The sequence below is a fragment of the Halothece sp. PCC 7418 genome (assembly GCF_000317635.1).
Taxonomy (GTDB): Bacteria; Cyanobacteriota; Cyanobacteriia; order Cyanobacteriales; family Rubidibacteraceae; genus Halothece.
Genome location: NC_019779.1, coordinates 803,915 through 820,971, shown reverse-complemented (window position 1 = coordinate 820,971; position 17,057 = coordinate 803,915). Strand labels below are relative to the sequence as shown.

Sequence of the window (17,057 nt, the reverse complement as noted above, 5' to 3'; positions counted from 1 at the left end):
TTTTTCGTTATACCACAACTGTCCTGATTCATGACCGGAGCAAAGCGTGAGGAGCTGTCATCTGGGGTCTCCCCAGATGTTTATACGCCCCGTCAACCCATCAAATCAAAGATTATGATGGATCGGAGCGAAGTGAGAATCTTCTCAGGACGTAAGATAAGTTTGTTCTTTCGTTTCTGATGGATTTAAGGGTTGGTCATTGGAGTGGGGTAAGGCTTGGGTTTGCTGATCGGGTTGTGTGCTTTGGACTTGCTGCATCAAGCTGCCCATTTCTAGAGCATTCAGCGCATAATCCCAGCCTAAGTTACTTTTAATGCCAGCCCGCTCTAGGGCTTGCTGCATATTTTCTGCGGTAATTACCCCAAAGACAACGGGAACCCCCGTTTGAAAGCTGGTTGCAGCAATGCCTTTGGCTGCTTCACTTGCCACATAATCAAAATGAGCCGTTTGTCCTCGAATCACTGCACCAAGGCAAATAATCGCATCATAGCGTCCAGTTAACGCCATTTGTCGCGCCATCATCGGCAGTTCAAAACTTCCAGGCACCCAAACATAATCCACTTGTGTCCCATGAGGATTAGCATCCACACCATGACGCTTTAAGCAGTCTTGACAACCAGCGAGGAGTTTTTCCGTCACAAGGTCATTAAAACGCCCAATGACGATCGCGAAACGTAAGGAGGAAGTATTAGCAAATGTACCTTCAAAAACTGTCATTGTTTGTTCTTTGTTCTTTGTTCTTTGTTCTTTGTTCACTGAGCAAACAACTCCCCACCCAAAAGGAGCGAGGAGTTGTGCTGAGTGATAATCCAGCAAGGGACTAACTTTGAAATCTGGTTATCAAACCACAAAAAAGTTTAAAACACCTACTGCTACCACTAAAACCAGCCAAGCACCAGAGCCGACAAAAATCAGACTTTTAGACTGTTCCCAATTTTGGGGGGAGGCATAGGCAACAGGAACACCAATTACCATCACAAAAGATAGAAATACCAACGCACCAAGCGCGAGTTGAAACAAAATAGTCATTTTTTATTCTCCCAAGATAGCAGTTTATTTAACTTAAATTAAAAAGAGGGGACTTTTTACCAATTATTTTACATCTTATAGCAGTATGATCTCATTTGTAAAAAGTAGATTAACTGACGATCCCCCCTAGCCCCCCTTATTAAGGGGGGAATTAAAGGGGGGATTGCGGTACAAGATTTAGTGTAATTGGATCATTTTGGGCTGTTCAAAGAGGTGAACCGTATCCACAAAACGCGCCGTCATGGATTGACTAGAAACAACTAAAGATTGTGTCCGTGCGCCACCGTGGAAGAAGCGAACCCCTTCCATTAAAGTACCTGGAGTAATCCCACAAGCTGCAAATAAAACAGTTTCGCCACGGGCTAAGTCTCCTGCATTATAAACAGCGTCGGGATCTTCAATTCCCATTGATTTGAGACGCTCGATATTGCTTTCTTTACTTTCCCCAATTAAACCCGTTTTAACCACTTCTGGGTCATAAATCAGTTGTCCTTGGAAGTGACCCCCTAAGCAGCGCATAGCAGCAGCAGAAATAACGCCTTCAGGTGCTGCACCAATGCCCATCAGAGCGTGAATATTTGTTCCCACAAACGCACAAGATAGCGCAGCAGAAACGTCACCATCTCCAATGAGACGGACTCTTGCACCAGCTTCGCGAATTTCTTGAATTAAACTTTCGTGGCGAGAGCGATCCATGACAACAACCACGAGTTCTTCCACAGTACGATCTAAGCACTCAGCAATAATGTTGAGGTTTTCCGTGGGTGTTTTCCGAATATCGACATGATTGCGGGCTGCTGGGGGGGCTGCTAGTTTTTTCATGTAAAAGTCTGGGGCTGCAAACAGTCCGCCTTTTTCGGAAATCGCTAAAACTGCCATCGAGCCATTTTGACCTTTTGCAACCAAGTTAGTTCCCTCACAAGGATCAACGGCAATGTCAATTTCCATTAATTCTTCTGGGTTACAATAGTCCTTGGCATCAGGGCGGGTGCAAATTCCCACTTCTTCGCCAATATAGAGCATGGGTGCGTCATCTCTTTCCCCTTCACCAATGACAATGCGACCCCGCATATTAATTTCATTCATGCGAGCGCGCATGGCTTCAACAGCGAGATGATCGGCTTCATCTTTCAGTCCTTTCCCCATGAGACGGGAGGACGCGATCGCTGCTTGTTCAACAACTTCAATAATTTCTAAACCGAGTGTTTTTTCTAACAATTTCTTTTCTCCCGTGCGTAGCTAAAGCTGCGGTCTTGGTTCCTTCGTTTCTGAGTCTATCAGAAGTGGGGATCACCGAAAAGACTTAGTTTCCTTGCACCACTTGCTTAAATGTGGTTAGGCTTTCTAACCCGATTAATCCTCGCCGATAGCCTTTTTGATTCGACATCCCTAAGAAAATACTATCGCCATTAGCTGCATAGCGGAAGAAGCGTGGGGAGGCATTGACGTAAACTAAAGCACTATCAATAGTTTGGGCAAACTGGCGCGTTTCCCGATAAGATTGGCTGATGATACAGTCGGCGTGACCGCTACTATGACGATTAATCCACGCGATCGCGCTGCTGATATCATCCACCCAACGAAAGGCAACAATTTTATCAATATAGCTTTCTGACCATTCTTGCTCTTGCACGGGCGTTAAATACTGACTGTATTCTTCCAGCAAGCTGTCTTCACCCCGCAGGACAAAGCCTTTTTCTTGTAACGCATGAAACAGGTTAATCAAAATTGAGGCTTTGATATTACGGTTAATCAATACTTTCTCAATGGCATTCACTGGATCAGGTTCGCTGGCGTGACTGTCAACAATGACATCTTTCACTTTTTCGGCACTGCCACTGGTTGACCAGTATAAATAACAATTGCCAATTGCCGTCCGTAAAATCGGGACATTGGCGGTGCGGGCGGTTTGTTGCACTAAACTGGGGCGACCATAGGGAATCACTAATTTCGTGTAGGGTTCTTGTTGCACTAACTCTTGTATGGAACAGCCTTGATCGGAAGGAAGGAGTTGGATGGTGTGCGCTGGAAGTTTTGTTTCCTCTAGGGCTTGATTCAAGGCGTTGACAATCGTTTCATTGGAATGACTCGCTTCGCTTCCCCCGCGCAAAACTAAACTGTTGCCTGTTTTGACACATAATCCCGCAGCGATCGCGCTTAGTTCTGGAAACGCTTCATAAATTAATGTGATTACTCCTAACGGCATTCGTTGACAATAGGTTTGGGCGGGATCGAGGGGATAAGGGGCGTGGCTGACCTTTTGAATCGGATCCGCGATCGTCCCTAACCGTTCTAAGATTTTAATGGCGGTTTCCAGTCGTTGAGGGGTTAGTTTCAGCCATTCCAAAATTAACGCGGGAATCGCCATCTCCCGACAGGTTTCTAAATCGAGGGTATTCGCTTCTAAAATCTCGTCAAAGGAAGCACTAAGGGACTGCGCCATTGCTTCCACTGCTTGTGAACGTTGACTTCCTTGCGTGGTCGCAAGCTGTTCACTGGCTTGGTGAGACTGTGTAACCACCGTCTCAATCAAGTTTGCCTTACGAGCGTTATCATCACGTTTCATTTGATCCCTAAGAACGCCAATGGGCTAACCACACCATTAAGGCGGGTAATAATGCTAATAATAAAGCCAGTAACGCCCAAAAGAAAATCGTTACTTCAAAAGATGACTGTAAGGTTAAAGGCAACCAGACCACCAAGAGTACCACAATCAGCCCTAAAGCAATGGGAAGATAAATTTCTCCGAGCCGAGAATGAACTGCAAGCCACCGTTGTCCATTCCAACGCCAAGCGCGTTTATAGGGGTAAGCACTTCCTAGCTGTTCGAGTTCGTGATTATCATCTTGAACGACAAAAATTTGGTGGCAGCGATCGCAGCCAAATGCTTCAGTTAACAGAATTGGCTTTAAATGTCCCGCTCGCCGACAAGGACAGGGATATTCCGAGTGTAAGTCAATTTTTAAACCTTTGGAAACTGGCACGGCACTTTCTGGCTTACAACCTTGGGGTGGATTGCTGTTTCATTTTATCTTAGGCGGTATAAGCCCTTGATTGCCACATCGGTTGCAAAAAGGTTAAGGAACATTTGAGTGCGATCTGAGTTTAAGCTTTTTCTCCTCTCTATTAATTAAATAACTAACCCAGTGTGTGGAAGAGGCTTCTGTTTTTGCTCGTAAATATCCTCTAAAAGATAGATGACATCTTGGGCGTTATCAATAGTTTCTTGATAAGAATCTCCATGAGTGCCAGGTTGCATGATATAAAAATCAGGTAAGCTAGCCACATAGCATTGATCCTCTTGTGACCACTCAATTACCTTTCATTGGTCTTTCTTCTCTGCGATCAAACTTTTGCAAAATTCGCGGGATCTTGATCGCGCCGATGTCGAACTGGAATCGGTGTTCCTTGTTCGTCTCCAGCTAAGCTGGCGGTGTTTTCTAAGGCTTCTCGTAAGCGTTTGGCTGCATAAATCGACATATCTCTAGGAACACTCACGCGATCGCGCAAATATCTTAATGCAGATGCTGATCCAGCAGGGGGAGAACACACTTCACCAGTAATCAAATTGGTTAACGCACAGCGCAAGGCTTCCTCAAATAAGTCTTCTGAGGCTGGATTCACGTTTAACAAGTTCTCTCGATGCTTTAAAACCCGTTGTAAGGCTTCTTCTCGCGAGGTTTCGGGTTCAGGATACATCACATCAGGTAAACCTAGCCAAGGTCCCTGATCCACCCGTGCTTGATTCAGTTTTGTTTGCGGTTCATCGTTAGCATAGCAACCGCCCATCTGTGGGGGTAAATCATGAACGTGGGTATGAAAATCACTTTGCGTTCCGCGATAGGTGGATCGCTGTTCCATCCCATCAAACCATAAGCCCAGTTGAGGGTTTTCTTCTCGTAGGGAGTACCCTTTGTAATAGAATAAACTGGCGTTCATCCGTTCCAGAAACGGGGTAAAGATAAGATCAATAATGCTAAAGCTGTCTCGGAAATAAGGACCCGGGGTTTGTTGTAGCGCGTCCTCAACTTGGGAGACCACATCCGTAAACTGTTGGCGGTTATACTGGTCTTCACGGCGCGATCGCGCAGGAACACATAACCAACTACACCACGCCCGAAATAACAGTCGTTCTAACTTCCGTAGGGCAATACTGGCGCGATCGTTCATACTATAACCCAGCGTTCCGAAGGTTTGCTCAAGTTGGCTTAAAATATCATCACTTTCAGTAAGCAAACGATCATCGAGTTTTAACGCAGGTAACATCCCTGAAGGAACAATCTGCTTATACCAACGCTCTTTATCCCCATAGCAAAACATCGTGACTTTTTCCACACGATAGGGAACTTGTTTTTCTTCTAACCATAACCAAACTTTCTGACAATAGGGACACCAAGCATGATGGTCACGGTATAACGTCACTCGAACCTCCGATTCATCGCGCCCAAATAAGCGTAAACGAGATTGTGCATTCGTCGGTCCATTAACGCGATCAATTTCAAAATTTGTACGGTTTTCTAATTCTTCCCAACTCAGTGCCTGCATAATACTTAACTTTTACTTTAAAGAACAGCCAATGACCAATGACTAATGACCAATGACTAATGACCAATGACTAATGACCAATGACTAATGACTAATGACCAATGACTAATGACTAATGACTAATGACTAATGACCAATGACTAATGACCAATGACTAATTGTTATATGCCATTTGCCAGAAATCTTTTTCTAAACTAGCAATTTTGACAAACGCTGATTCTAAATATTTTTGGGTTTCTTGATCGGCTTCATAAAGCGCCTGATTCGCTTGTTTTTCTAGCTGTTTTACATACTCGGTAAAATCAGTATTCCCCCAACGATCTGCAAATTCATCATAAGGCGCGACCATTGGTCCTGGTTTTTGCCAGGCTTGATTATAAGCAAGCTCGATCGCCCAAATCACCATTGCTTGCACAGGATAAGACATTTCTCCTACTTTCTGCATATACTCGCAATAAGCCTGACAGGTTTGTTGTTTTGCCGTCTCTAAATCGAGATCGCGCTCTTTTGCTTTTATTTGAAACCAATTTAATTCATCTTTAATTGCAGTTAATCCCCCTAAGAAAACATCAAAATGCTCTGGGGGTGCATTCGCCAAAGTTTTTGCTAACAAACGAGTAAATTCAATAACAAAAAGATAATCTTGAACTAACCAAGTATTAAATTGTTTCGGTTTAATTTTTCCCGATTGGCAGGCTTCTAAAAAAGGATGAACCGTTGCTTGTTCCCAGCTATCGGGATGACGTTCAATTAATTGCTGACAAGTGATACTCATGACTTTTTTAACTCTCAAATTATGAATATAGTCATTTTCACTCTCATGAGGTACAGTCTAAATTTTTGTTCTTTGGTAACTGGTCTGAGGGCGAACGACCCTTCGCCCTTAGGGATAACTAGTAACCTCCCCTCAGCGAGAGGGGTGAGAGTTTCAACTATTCGGCGACTTCCAACTGGTCAAGACGAAGCCACATCCCTGGGGTCGCCACATAAAACTTAACAAAAGCGTAATCCCCTTCTGTTTCTAAGATTTCCCCTTTACTTTCAAATAAATAAGAGGGAAAGCGATTATCGCTCGCCATTGCCTCTAAACTATTCTCAAGTTTTTCACGAATAACGCGGACTAAAGCCCCTTTCTTAACTTTTCCAGCCATAACTTAAATAATCTCAATCAATAAGATTTAAACACTGCAACAATTCTTTAACTAATTCTGCCATATTTTGTTCCTCATCAGTGACCAAAGTTAGAATATATATTATGGGATTCCCCAGTTCTGCCGAATCTCCAAAAGAATTATCAATTGTCGTCTGTCTCAAACTTTCCTCAATTAGCAGTAAACAGAGAAAATATTGCACAAGGAAGATGAGAAAACAACTTTAAATAGATATCATTTTTAAGCTGATCAGCAAACTGCAGGGAACGGAAGACATTCATTGCATCTCGACTCCCTTAACTTTGTTCGTAATCTCAAGGAGGTTTTATGCGTGCAGTATTAATGGCTGGTGGGTCTGGAACTCGACTCCGACCCCTAACCTGTGATCTGCCTAAGCCCATGGTACCGGTTCTGAACCGCCCAATGGCAGAACACATTGTTAATTTACTTAAACGCCACAATATTCGTGAAATTATCGCCACTTTACACTATCTCCCAGATGTGATGCGTGACTACTTCGGGGATGGTAGCGACTTTGGGGTGCAAATGGAATATGCGGTGGAAGAAGACCAACCCCTCGGTACAGCAGGCTGCGTCAAAAATGTTGAAGAACTCCTCGATGACACTTTTGTAGTGATCAGTGGGGATAGCATGACTGATTTTGACCTCTCTGAAGCCATCCAATTCCATAAAGAGAATCAATCGAAAGCAACGTTAGTTTTAACCCGAGTTCCCAACCCCGTTGAGTTTGGGGTTGTCATTACAGATAAAGAAAATCGGATTCAACGCTTTTTAGAAAAACCATCCAGTAGTGAAATTTTTTCTGACACGGTGAATACAGGAACTTATATTCTTGAACCTGAAGTTTTACAGTATCTCCCTAAAAATGAAGAATGTGATTTCTCTAAAGACTTGTTCCCCTTGCTGCTAGAGAAAGGAGAACCGATGTATGGTTATGTTGCTGACGATTATTGGTGCGACGTGGGTCATTTAGAAGCCTATCGCGAATCGCAATATGATGCGCTACACCAAAAAGTAAAAATTGATTTTGCTTATGAGGAAAAATCGCCAGGGCTTTGGGTGGGGGAAAATACCACCATTGACCCCAGTGCGAATATTCAACCGCCTGTTCTCATTGGGAGTAATTGTCGCATTGGACCGAGAGTGAATATTGAAGCAGGAACCGTCATTGGCGATAACGTAACCGTTGGCGCAGAAGCAGATCTCAAAAGTCCCATTCTGTGGAATGGGGTGATTATTGGGGAACAAGCACACATCTGGGCGTGTTCGATTTCTAGAGGCGTGAGAGTGGACCGACGCGCCCACATTCAAGAGGGGGTAACTCTTGGCGCATTATGTACCGTTGGCGAAGAGGCTCAAATTAGTCAAGGGGTACGAGTTTGGCCCAGCAAACAAATTGAGTCAGGGGCAACTTTAAATATTAACCTCATTTGGGGGAACATGGCGCAACGGAATTTATTTGGACAGCAAGGGGTTACTGGCATTGCCAATATTGATATTACCCCTGAATTTGCGGTTAAGCTAGGGGCTGCTTATGGGTCAACCCTGAAAACAGGCGCAACGGTGAGTGTCTCTCGCGATCAACGCAGTGTTTCTCGTATGGTCACGCGATCGCTGGTGTCTGGGTTAATGTCAACAGGGGTGAATGTGCAAAATTTAGAAGCCTCAGCGATTCCGATTACTCGCACCACAATTCCTACAATGTCAGTTGTGGGTGGGATTCATGTGCGCTTACATCCCAGTCGCCATGATCATCTGCTGATTGAATTTGTGGATGAACAGGGAATTAATATCTCGAAAGCCAAAGAGAAGAAAATTGAGGGAGCGTATTTCAAAGAAGATTTACGACGAGCGCAAATTCCCGAGATTGGTGAAGTGTTCTATCCCGCCCAAGTCTTAGATGTTTATAGCCATAGCTTTGAGAAACACCTGAATGTAGAAGCGGTCAATAATAGTCGCGCAAAAATCGTGATTGATTATGCTTATGCCGTTTCTGGTGCAGTGTTACCGCTACTTCTAGGGAAATTTGGCTGTGATGCGGTTGTCTTAAATGCGAGTCTTAGCCAAACGGCGTTATCCAATGAGGAACGAGAAACCTTACTCAATGAACTCGGTCAAGTGGTGGAAGCCCTGAAAGCCAATATGGGCGTACAAGTGGCTGCAAATGGTGAACAGTTGGTTCTAGTGGATGAAGCGGGTTTATCAATTCGTGGTGAGATTCTAACCGCTTTAATGGTGAATATGATGATGACCGCGCATCCTCGTAGCACGATTGTTGTCCCCGTTCATGCGTCTAGTGCAGTAGAACAAATTGTCCGCCGTCACGATGGTAAAGTCATTCGCACGAAAGCAAGCCCCACGGCGCTGATGGAAGCCTGTCAAGAAAACCCCAATGTTGTTTTAGGAGGAAGTGGTGACACGGGCTTTATCTTCCCAGAATTGCATCCTGGGTTTGATGCTATGTTCTGTATTGCCAAACTCATTGAAATGTTGACGGTGCAAGAGCGGTCGCTTGCAGAAATTCGCACAGAATTACCGCGCGTCTGTCATAAATCTTATACCATGCGCTGTCCTTGGACGGTGAAAGGGGCGTTAATGCGCTATTTAGTCGAAACCCATCCCACGGATCAGTTAGAACTGATTGATGGGGTGAAAGTGATTAACCCGCAAACCGATGACTGGGTTTTAGTGTTACCTGATGCAGGTGAACCCTTAGTTCATATTTTCGCCAATGGCGACGATCGCGAGTGGGTCGATAATACTTTGCGAGAATATCGTCAACGGGTGCAAGATTTTATTGACAAAGAACAAGGTGTGGAAGCAATCAACGTCTAATTCTCAAGTTGACCCCCTCTTTTTGGTGTGGGAGGGGGAACAGTAATCAGTAATCAGTAATCAGTTATCAGTGACCAGTGACCAGTTACCAGTTACCAGTGACCAGTGACCAGTGACCAGTTACCAGTTACCAATTACCAATTACCAATTACCAATTACCAAAGAACGAATAACAAATGACTAATGACTAATGACTAATGACTAATGACTAATGACCAGTGACCAGTTACCAGTTACCAGTGACCAGTGACCAGTGACCAGTGACCAGTGACCAGTTACCAGTTACCAATTACCAATTACCAAAGAACGAATAACAAATAACAAATGACTAATGACTAATGACTAATGACTAATGACCAATGACCAATGACTAATGACCAGTGACCATATAAAAAGTCGCTGTCTCTGTACTAGAAACAACGACTTCTCAAAGGTTATTGAGGATAGTTAACCATTCTGGTTATTCAGAAAGTCCTGCGCTTGTCTAATGGCTGCTGCACCAATATTAAACAAAGCCCAACTTGCAGCCAAAATAATTGGAGAAAGCACAATCACAATTCGCCAGTCCATAATTGATTTTCACCTCTCGCTTTAAAGATTTTTTTATGATTCTTCTGATAACCATAATAACTGACAAGGGGAAAATTTTGGCAAAAGGTGGGGAAGAATCAACGAGAAGGCGGTCAGGAAGCCCAATTTAACTGACAATGCCAGAATGACCTTCAATTTCCCCGACGGCTTCCGCGCGTCCGTCTAGATATTCGGCTAAGAAGTTTTCCGCGATCGCGTAGAAGTGCATTCGGTTCTCAGGACGAGCAAAACCATGTCCTTCATCGGTATAAAGGGCATATTGCACAGGCTTGCCTTTTTCTCGCATTTCTGCAACAATTTGCTCACTTTCCGCTTGTTTCACCCGGGGATCATTTGCCCCTTGACCAATCAGTAAGGGCTTTTGAATCCGATCCGCATAAAATAAAGGCGAACAAGCCCGTAAAAACTCTTCTTCGGTTTCAATGTCTCCCACCCGATGGGCAAACATGGACATCATCGGTTTCCAGTAAGGAGGAACACTATTAATCAGTGTAATCAAGTTAGACGGGCCAACAATATCCACGCCACAAGCAAAGACATCAGGGGTAAAGGTTAACCCAGCTAGAGTCGCATAACCGCCGTAAGATCCGCCCATAATCGCAATCCGATTCGGATCAGAAATGCCTTTTGCTTTTAACCATTCCACCGCATCAATGAGGTCATTGTGCATTGCACCACCCCATTCACGATTACCCGCATTGAGAAAGTCTTTTCCATAGCCAGTTGATCCGCGGAAGTTGACTTGTAAAACAGCATAACCTCGGTTGGCGAGCCATTGCACTGTCGGTTGATAGCCCCAAGTATCTCGCGCCCAGGGACCCCCATGAACGTATAACACAGTGGGTAACTGTTTGGCTTCGATTCCCACTGGGGTGGTTAAATAGCCATGAATCGTTAAACCATCCCTTGCTTGATAAGAAACCGGTTCCATTTTCGCTAAGGGGAGGTCTTCTAACTCGGGTTGGTTGGTAAAGAGAAAGTCTGCTTTTTGCGTGTCGCGATGATAGTGATAGTAATAAACTGGACCATCATCAGTGGCATAAGCAACCAGCCAGTTTTGATCCGCTAAATCTCGGCTAGCAATGCCAAACTCGCCTTCTCGCAGTTGGCGCAAGACTTCAAAATCTGGCGCGATCGCGCTGTCTAAAACTTGCCATTCTTCTTGATCTTTATAGAAAGAAACCGCTTCAATATGACGTTTTGTGGGGTGAATCAGAACATCGCCCACATCATATTGTTCATCCTCAGCGATAACGGTTTCTTCTCGACTCTCTAAATTGAGAGATAGCAACCGTTCTGCATTTGCATCATGTGACCCTAAAATATAAAGGGTTTTACCATCCTTAGAAAAACTCAGCGCACCGCCTTCATCATCCGCACTCCAATGGCGCAGCAGTTCCCAGTCTTGGTCAGGGGTTTCCCGATAAAGGAGATCTGATCCCCCGTCTGAAGTAGCTGCAACGGCTGCACGAACTTGAAATTGGGCATCAGCCGTCCAACTGACGATATTACCAGGGTTATCGCTATCAAATTCTACTGCACCGTTATTTAAGTTGATGCGATACACATCAAATTTTTGAGCATTATTCAGGTTTAAGCCCACTAACACTTCATCAGGGGTTTCTGGATCGAGATCAATCGGTTGCGCTTTTACCCCTTGGAAGGGTGTTAAATCGCGGACAATATTCTTGGCGAGATCAACCGCGTAGAGGTGGAAGTTTTCATCGCCATCGGAATCTTGAAGATAAATCAGTTGATCGGGTTTATATGTCCAAAAATAGGCACGAATCCCCCGTTTTTTATCTTGAGTCACTTGTCGGTCATCGCTTTCCCCAATGGTACGCACCCAGACTTGCAAAACATCTTTCTCATCCGGTGCAATATACGCCATGTATTTCGCATCAGGAGAAAGACGGGGACGCGCCCGTTTCGGGTTGCCAAATAATAAGGAACGGGGAATTAAAGGTGGGAGTTGGGTTTGAGTGGAAGGAGTGGTTGTTGCTGTCATAAAACTTTACAATACTGCCCTTCCATCTTATCTAAAAGCGCGATCGTGTTGCTGATTCGGGTAGGGATTATCCTGTCACATAATGGCGGGATGCTCAAAAGAAGACAAGAAGGCTATCAAGCTAACCTGAAAACTGTTTATCAGTTTCTTCTTGTAAAGACATGGCTGTTGTCTGATTCATTTTCTCTCAGTGCAATGAGTCGATCATTAGTCAATTGAGGCGAGAGCGTCAAAAAGTAATCAAAACATTAGATCACATTTGATCTGCCTTTCCAACACTCTCCGATCACTAATTACATCCCAGGGAGTTGTAAGCCACTGGTTAAGGCTTCCATTTTTTCTCTCATGGTGTCAGTGGATTTGGTGTAAGCATCTTTAAGTGCTTCTGTCACTGATGCTGAGAGAGCTTCAGCGCCTTTCTCCGCAGCTTCTGGAGAAATTTCAACACTACGGGGTTCTTGGTTCCCACTCATCACAACTTTCACTGAACCGTCACTGCTTTGCCCTTCAATATTCATTTGCTCCAATTCCTCTTGGAGTTCTTGAGCACCTTGTTGAACTTGTTGTGCTTTCGCAAAGGCATCTCGTAATTCTTTCATTTTACCTAAGCCAAAGCCAAAACCTTTTCCTTCTGTCATGATGAATAAACCTTCGTCTCGATAATGTAAATTTAAAACTCACCCAATAGTTTAACTTCTGGTTGCAATAAAATTGACCATTGCTGCTCTACTTTTTCCTGTATGTGCTCAATGATCTGATAAATGTCCTGAGCCTTAGCTTGCCCACAATTGAGGATAAAATTAGCATGGCGATGCGCCACTTGTGCGCCTCCAACCTGATATCCTTTTAAGCCAGCTTGTTCAATTAACCAACCTGCTGCTTGCTCTTTCGGATTACGGAAAACGCTACCGCAACTGGGCTTATCATAAGGTTGACTGCTCCGTCTTTGATTAAGATTGGCTCTCGTTTGCTCGGTAATGGTTTCTCGGGAATACCCAGGTTGGAGTTGAAACGTTGCTTCCATTACCCAACGCGGACGATTTTGTAAGTTTGAGGTGCGATAACGAAATTCCAAATCAGCAGGAGTGAGACGTTCCAGTTTACCTTCTGCAGTTGCGACAATAATTTCTAAGAGTGCATCGCCCATGCAAGCCCCATGCGCCCCTGCATTCATCACCACTGAACCGCCAACCGTACCGGGGATTCCGACAGCCCATTCTAAGCCACTCCAACCCCGTTTAGCTGCTTTCCAAGCAACAGTTGCTAAAGGCAGTCCTGCTGCTGCTGTTATAGTTGCGTTATCTTCGTCTATGGTTAAGTTGCGGAAATGACGGGCGCTAATAATTAAACCAGATAAACCGCGATCGCTGATCAGTAAATTCGACCCACCGCCTAAAAAGGTAATGGGTAATTGTTCTTCTTGCGCCCACAGCAAACTGGCTTGTAACTGCTCACTGTCTTTAGGAGCAACATACCATTGGGCTTTTCCTCCCACTCGCAATGAGGTATGAGGGGCAAGATCAACTTGAGATTGTAAAATGCAGTTCGTATCGGGAATATAGAGTGTCATGCTGCTTTTTTTTCCGTTACACAGGTCATCGTTTCGGGGATAATTTGATTCAGATTTCCTGCACCGAGAAAAAGCGCAATATCCCCAGGACGTAAAATGTCTCTTAAGCGATTGGAGAGAGAAGATAAATCTTGATGATAAATTACATCTGAATGATATTGAGTCATCAGTTGGGCTAATTGTTCCCCATTGATATCAGTGGGACTTTCTCCAGCACTATAAACATCCGTTAACACCACTAAGTCTGCTGACTTAAAAGCAGTGGCAAATTCTTGCAAAAACGCAGCGGTGCGACTGTAGCGATGGGGTTGAAAAATGGCAACCAGACGTTGGGCTTGTTGACTTTCAACTCGTAATTTTGCCCCAGCAAGGGTTGCAAGCAGTTCGCTGGGATGATGGGCGTAATCATCTACAAAGAGAATGCCATTTTCTTCGCCATAGATTTCAAAGCGTCGTTTTGCCCCAGTAAATTGCGCGATCGCGCTGGCGATAACCTCAAACTCAATCCCAATTTTTCTCGCTGCTGCTATCACCGCCAAAGCATTACTCAAATTATGACAACCCAATAACTTTAAGTTGAGCTCACCCAGTGCTTTCCCCTGTTCCCAAACAGTGGCTTTTGCCCCCTGTCCATGATAAGTAATATCCGTTACTGTATAATCTGCTCCTTGATTACAATCTAAGCTATAACTAATATCAGGTTGTAAAGTCTCCCGTACCGTTTCACAATCAATACATCCAATTAATGTTTCAGTTTGTTCAGCAAAGGTTTGAAAAATATCCACCACGGCTGATAAACTCTGATAATGGTCAGGATGATCTAATTCAATATTGGTAACGATACCGATCGCGGGCTTTAATTTCACCAAAGACCCATCCGATTCATCCGCTTCCGCCACTAAATAACGCCCTTCGCCAACCCGAGCATTCCCTTCCCAAGCAGCCACTTCTCCTCCCACCACCACAGTCGGATCAATCCCAGCCTCTAACAAAACATAACCCAGTAAACTACTCGTGGTTGTCTTGCCATGTGTTCCCGCCACCGCAATGCTTTCATATTCCGCGACTAACCCAGCAAGCACATCAGAGCGATGAAAAATTGGGCAGCCCCTTGCCAAAGCAGCTTGATATTCACTATTATCAGGATGAATCGCGGTTGAGCAAATCACCTGCGGTAAGCAGTCTTGATCATCTGTGGACACCAGATTTTGAGATTGAGCGGAGAAAAAATAATCTAAATTTCTTCCCTCCTGAGACGAAAAAATATGCGCTCCCACGACCTTTAAACGCTCTGTAATTGCGCTCGAACGTAAATCTGAGCCTGTAATGGGAATTTCCCGCTTAGCGAGAATGTAGGCTAATGCTGACATTCCAATTCCACCAATGCCAATAAAATGAAAGGGCTTTCCCTTAAAATCAACTGAATTTAAACCACTCATTAAACTTCCACCACACCCAAGTACATATCTTTTTGATTAAACACCATCTTTGAGTTATTGAACTGGAATCTTCAGTTTCTAACTCATCATCCATGACCCATCAGAAAAATCAGTAGGCAGCCTATCACCACTGCACTTAAGCTCGCTTAAGCCGTTGATGAACAATCATTATGTTTTCTTTGATCCGCAGCTACACCTAGGGGGTTTACCGGTTTGGTTATCCCTTAATTTTTCTTCCAGAATTCCGACTCAGATATAAACAAAAACTGAGTACATTGTCAAGTTTAAACTAATTTTTTTTCCAGGAGATAACAGTTGACACACCTCATGAGGGTAGTGCATAAAAACTAATGATCGTTATCTTTCGTCTGGTGCAGACTTTACGGTATGATCAGTGTCGTTAAGAATAAATTAATGTTATCGAGCTTCATCAAGGGGGCGAATAGAGAGTGATTAGAGTAGCCATTAACGGATTCGGACGCATTGGACGCAACTTTTTACGTTGCTGGTTAGAACGGGAAAATACTGGCTTAGAAGTCGTTGGTCTCAACGATACCTCCGACCCGAAAACCAATGCTCATTTACTGAAATACGACTCGATGTTAGGGAATCTGAAAGCAGAGATTACCCATGACGAAGATAGCATCACAGTTAACGGAAAAACCATCAAGTGTTGCTCTGATCGGAATCCCTTAAATTTACCTTGGGATTCTTGGAATATTGACCTTGTTATTGAATCGACTGGGGTTTTTACGTCCGAAGAAAAAGCCTCACAACACATTGCAGCAGGGGCAAAGAAAGTCCTCATTACTGCCCCTGGTAAGGGTGGCAATGTTGGGACTTATGTGGTTGGTGTGAATCATGAAGAATATGACCATGACAAACACAATGTTGTTAGTAATGCTAGCTGTACCACTAATTGTCTTGCACCTGTGGTGAAAGTGCTCCATGAACACTTTGGGATTGTCAAAGGGATGATGACCACAACCCACAGTTATACAGGAGACCAACGTATTCTCGATGCTAGCCACCGTGATCTCCGTCGGGCAAGAGCAGCAGCCGTGAATATTGTTCCCACCAGCACTGGTGCAGCCAAAGCAGTCGCTCTTGTGATTCCCGAGTTACAAGGAAAATTAAGCGGGATTGCGATGCGAGTTCCCACCCCAAACGTTTCTGTGGTTGACTTTGTGGCTCAAGTGGAAAAACCCACAATTGCAGAACAAGTGAATGAAGTCGTCCATGAAGCTGCCAATAGCTCAATGAAAGGGATTATTGAATACACCGAATTACCCCTTGTTTCCTCGGATTATCAGGGGAATGATGCTTCCTCCATTGTGGATGGTAGTTTAACGATGGTCATGAATGGCGACTTTGTAAAAGTAATTGCTTGGTACGACAATGAATGGGGGTACTCTCAGCGCGTTGTTGATCTCGCGGAAGTGGTTGCTCAAAAATGGAAATCCTAACCCGAAGCAATTTTTAGAAATTTAATCCGCCGTGGGGAGTTTCCTCACGGTTTTTATTAGGGGTTTTGGCTTAAGATGGGGGTACTACCCGATCATGATGTTCATTTATAGCCATGCTTCAAGATTCTACAGCCGTTCGTTACTACCAACATTTAACAGATGCGATGGTTGATTATTGGCATCGCGGTTATCGCTTTAATGAACTGCGACTCTATGTTGATGGTTACCTCGCTGGTTTGCGCTCAGCTAATGTTCTCGAACCTTATCAGTTAAATCGTTTAGAAGAAGAAGCCCTCAGGTTTTTGCGCGATCGCTCTAACTTTGAAGCGGTTTTGCCTGAGCCTGATTTCTACTAGCGTTTTTTCTCACCTAAGCAGCAACTAGTGATTGATCCTAGATCGG

17 protein-coding genes are annotated in these 17,057 nt (G+C 44.2%); 3 read left to right on the top strand and 14 right to left on the bottom strand.

The genetic code is table 11. The annotated features are described in order from the left end of the window. Window positions 1-144: 144 nt before the first annotated feature. The 9 genes from ribH to PCC7418_RS03650 all read right to left on the bottom strand — a co-directional run bounded on the left by ribH (window position 145) and on the right by PCC7418_RS03650 (window position 6,725). Complete coding sequence (gene ribH / locus PCC7418_RS03690; protein ID WP_015224832.1) at window positions 145-717, bottom strand: 6,7-dimethyl-8-ribityllumazine synthase; 573 nt, start codon at window positions 715-717, stop codon at window positions 145-147. 123 nt (window positions 718-840) lie between these two features. Next, entirely contained in the window at window positions 841-1,029 is a 189-nt protein-coding gene (psbZ, locus tag PCC7418_RS03685; protein WP_015224831.1) for a photosystem II reaction center protein PsbZ, read from the bottom strand. Between the two features lie 177 nt (window positions 1,030-1,206). After that, entirely contained in the window at window positions 1,207-2,247 is a 1,041-nt protein-coding gene (gene glpX, locus PCC7418_RS03680) for a class II fructose-bisphosphatase (protein ID WP_015224830.1), read from the bottom strand. A gap of 85 nt (window positions 2,248-2,332) precedes the next feature. Next, complete coding sequence (locus tag PCC7418_RS03675; protein WP_015224829.1) at window positions 2,333-3,595, bottom strand: glutamate-5-semialdehyde dehydrogenase; 1,263 nt, start codon at window positions 3,593-3,595, stop codon at window positions 2,333-2,335. 7 nt (window positions 3,596-3,602) lie between these two features. Next, a complete protein-coding gene (locus tag PCC7418_RS03670; RefSeq protein WP_015224828.1) occupies window positions 3,603-4,013 on the bottom strand; it encodes a hypothetical protein in 411 nt (136 codons plus the stop codon). A 146-nt stretch (window positions 4,014-4,159) separates the two neighbouring features. Beyond that, complete coding sequence (locus tag PCC7418_RS03665) at window positions 4,160-4,315, bottom strand: type II toxin-antitoxin system HicB family antitoxin (RefSeq protein ID WP_315862145.1); 156 nt, start codon at window positions 4,313-4,315, stop codon at window positions 4,160-4,162. Between the two features lie 59 nt (window positions 4,316-4,374). Then, on the bottom strand, window positions 4,375-5,574 hold the full coding sequence (locus PCC7418_RS03660; RefSeq protein WP_015224827.1) for a glutathione S-transferase family protein: 1,200 nt from the start codon (window positions 5,572-5,574) through the stop codon (window positions 4,375-4,377). A 154-nt stretch (window positions 5,575-5,728) separates the two neighbouring features. Further along, complete coding sequence (locus PCC7418_RS03655) at window positions 5,729-6,349, bottom strand: TenA family transcriptional activator (RefSeq protein WP_015224826.1); 621 nt, start codon at window positions 6,347-6,349, stop codon at window positions 5,729-5,731. A gap of 157 nt (window positions 6,350-6,506) precedes the next feature. After that, on the bottom strand, window positions 6,507-6,725 hold the full coding sequence (locus PCC7418_RS03650; protein WP_015224825.1) for an NAD(P)H-quinone oxidoreductase subunit O: 219 nt from the start codon (window positions 6,723-6,725) through the stop codon (window positions 6,507-6,509). A gap of 327 nt (window positions 6,726-7,052) precedes the next feature. Between PCC7418_RS03650 and PCC7418_RS03645 the strand changes: the two genes are divergently transcribed. Continuing rightward, window positions 7,053-9,581 carry a mannose-1-phosphate guanyltransferase gene (locus PCC7418_RS03645; RefSeq protein WP_015224824.1) on the top strand — a complete coding sequence of 843 codons (2,529 nt, stop codon included), beginning with the start codon at window positions 7,053-7,055 and terminating at the stop codon, window positions 9,579-9,581. Between the two features lie 447 nt (window positions 9,582-10,028). Here PCC7418_RS03645 and PCC7418_RS03640 read toward each other — a convergent pair whose 3' ends face one another. The 5 genes from PCC7418_RS03640 to murC form a co-directional block, all read right to left on the bottom strand. Further along, window positions 10,029-10,151, bottom strand: coding sequence for a photosystem II protein Y (locus tag PCC7418_RS03640; RefSeq protein ID WP_015224823.1), 123 nt, complete (start codon window positions 10,149-10,151; stop codon window positions 10,029-10,031). A 127-nt stretch (window positions 10,152-10,278) separates the two neighbouring features. After that, window positions 10,279-12,180, bottom strand: a complete 1,902-nt coding sequence (locus tag PCC7418_RS03635) for a S9 family peptidase (protein WP_015224822.1) — start codon at window positions 12,178-12,180, stop codon at window positions 10,279-10,281. 293 nt (window positions 12,181-12,473) lie between these two features. Continuing rightward, a complete protein-coding gene (locus PCC7418_RS03630) occupies window positions 12,474-12,818 on the bottom strand; it encodes a YbaB/EbfC family nucleoid-associated protein (protein ID WP_015224821.1) in 345 nt (114 codons plus the stop codon). A gap of 32 nt (window positions 12,819-12,850) precedes the next feature. After that, the gene (gene murB / locus PCC7418_RS03625; protein ID WP_015224820.1) at window positions 12,851-13,750 is read right to left on the bottom strand and encodes a UDP-N-acetylmuramate dehydrogenase; all 900 of its coding nucleotides are present in this window, start codon (window positions 13,748-13,750) and stop codon (window positions 12,851-12,853) included. Continuing rightward, on the bottom strand, window positions 13,747-15,189 hold the full coding sequence (murC, locus tag PCC7418_RS03620; RefSeq protein ID WP_015224819.1) for a UDP-N-acetylmuramate--L-alanine ligase: 1,443 nt from the start codon (window positions 15,187-15,189) through the stop codon (window positions 13,747-13,749). Before murC ends, murB begins: the two co-directional genes overlap by 4 nt. 449 nt (window positions 15,190-15,638) lie before the next feature. Here murC and PCC7418_RS03615 point away from each other — a divergent pair, with 449 nt between their 5' ends. Together PCC7418_RS03615 and PCC7418_RS03610 are read left to right on the top strand one after the other, a co-directional pair. Further along, entirely contained in the window at window positions 15,639-16,655 is a 1,017-nt protein-coding gene (locus tag PCC7418_RS03615; protein WP_015224818.1) for a type I glyceraldehyde-3-phosphate dehydrogenase, read from the top strand. Between the two features lie 113 nt (window positions 16,656-16,768). Further along, window positions 16,769-17,011: a DUF6761 family protein gene (locus tag PCC7418_RS03610; RefSeq protein ID WP_015224817.1), complete on the top strand. Its 243-nt coding sequence runs from the start codon at window positions 16,769-16,771 to the stop codon at window positions 17,009-17,011. Window positions 17,012-17,057 lie beyond the last annotated feature (46 nt).

Excerpts from the sequence above, each read along its gene's own strand:
- PCC7418_RS03660 (WP_015224827.1), bottom strand. The coding sequence starts at position 5,574 with ATGCAGGCACTGAGTTGGGAAGAATTAGAAAACCGTACAAATTTTGAA.
- PCC7418_RS03675 (WP_015224829.1), bottom strand. The coding sequence starts at position 3,595 with ATGAAACGTGATGATAACGCTCGTAAGGCAAACTTGATTGAGACGGTG.
- PCC7418_RS03640 (WP_015224823.1), bottom strand. The coding sequence starts at position 10,151 with ATGGACTGGCGAATTGTGATTGTGCTTTCTCCAATTATTTTGGCTGCA.
- PCC7418_RS03655 (WP_015224826.1), bottom strand. The coding sequence starts at position 6,349 with ATGAGTATCACTTGTCAGCAATTAATTGAACGTCATCCCGATAGCTGG.
- ribH (WP_015224832.1), bottom strand. The coding sequence starts at position 717 with ATGACAGTTTTTGAAGGTACATTTGCTAATACTTCCTCCTTACGTTTC.
- murB (WP_015224820.1), bottom strand. The coding sequence starts at position 13,750 with ATGACACTCTATATTCCCGATACGAACTGCATTTTACAATCTCAAGTT.
- murC (WP_015224819.1), bottom strand. The coding sequence starts at position 15,189 with ATGAGTGGTTTAAATTCAGTTGATTTTAAGGGAAAGCCCTTTCATTTT.
- PCC7418_RS03650 (WP_015224825.1), bottom strand. The coding sequence starts at position 6,725 with ATGGCTGGAAAAGTTAAGAAAGGGGCTTTAGTCCGCGTTATTCGTGAA.
- PCC7418_RS03635 (WP_015224822.1), bottom strand. The coding sequence starts at position 12,180 with ATGACAGCAACAACCACTCCTTCCACTCAAACCCAACTCCCACCTTTA.
- PCC7418_RS03645 (WP_015224824.1), top strand. The coding sequence starts at position 7,053 with ATGCGTGCAGTATTAATGGCTGGTGGGTCTGGAACTCGACTCCGACCC.
- PCC7418_RS03630 (WP_015224821.1), bottom strand. The coding sequence starts at position 12,818 with ATGACAGAAGGAAAAGGTTTTGGCTTTGGCTTAGGTAAAATGAAAGAA.
- psbZ (WP_015224831.1), bottom strand. The coding sequence starts at position 1,029 with ATGACTATTTTGTTTCAACTCGCGCTTGGTGCGTTGGTATTTCTATCT.
- PCC7418_RS03610 (WP_015224817.1), top strand. The coding sequence starts at position 16,769 with ATGCTTCAAGATTCTACAGCCGTTCGTTACTACCAACATTTAACAGAT.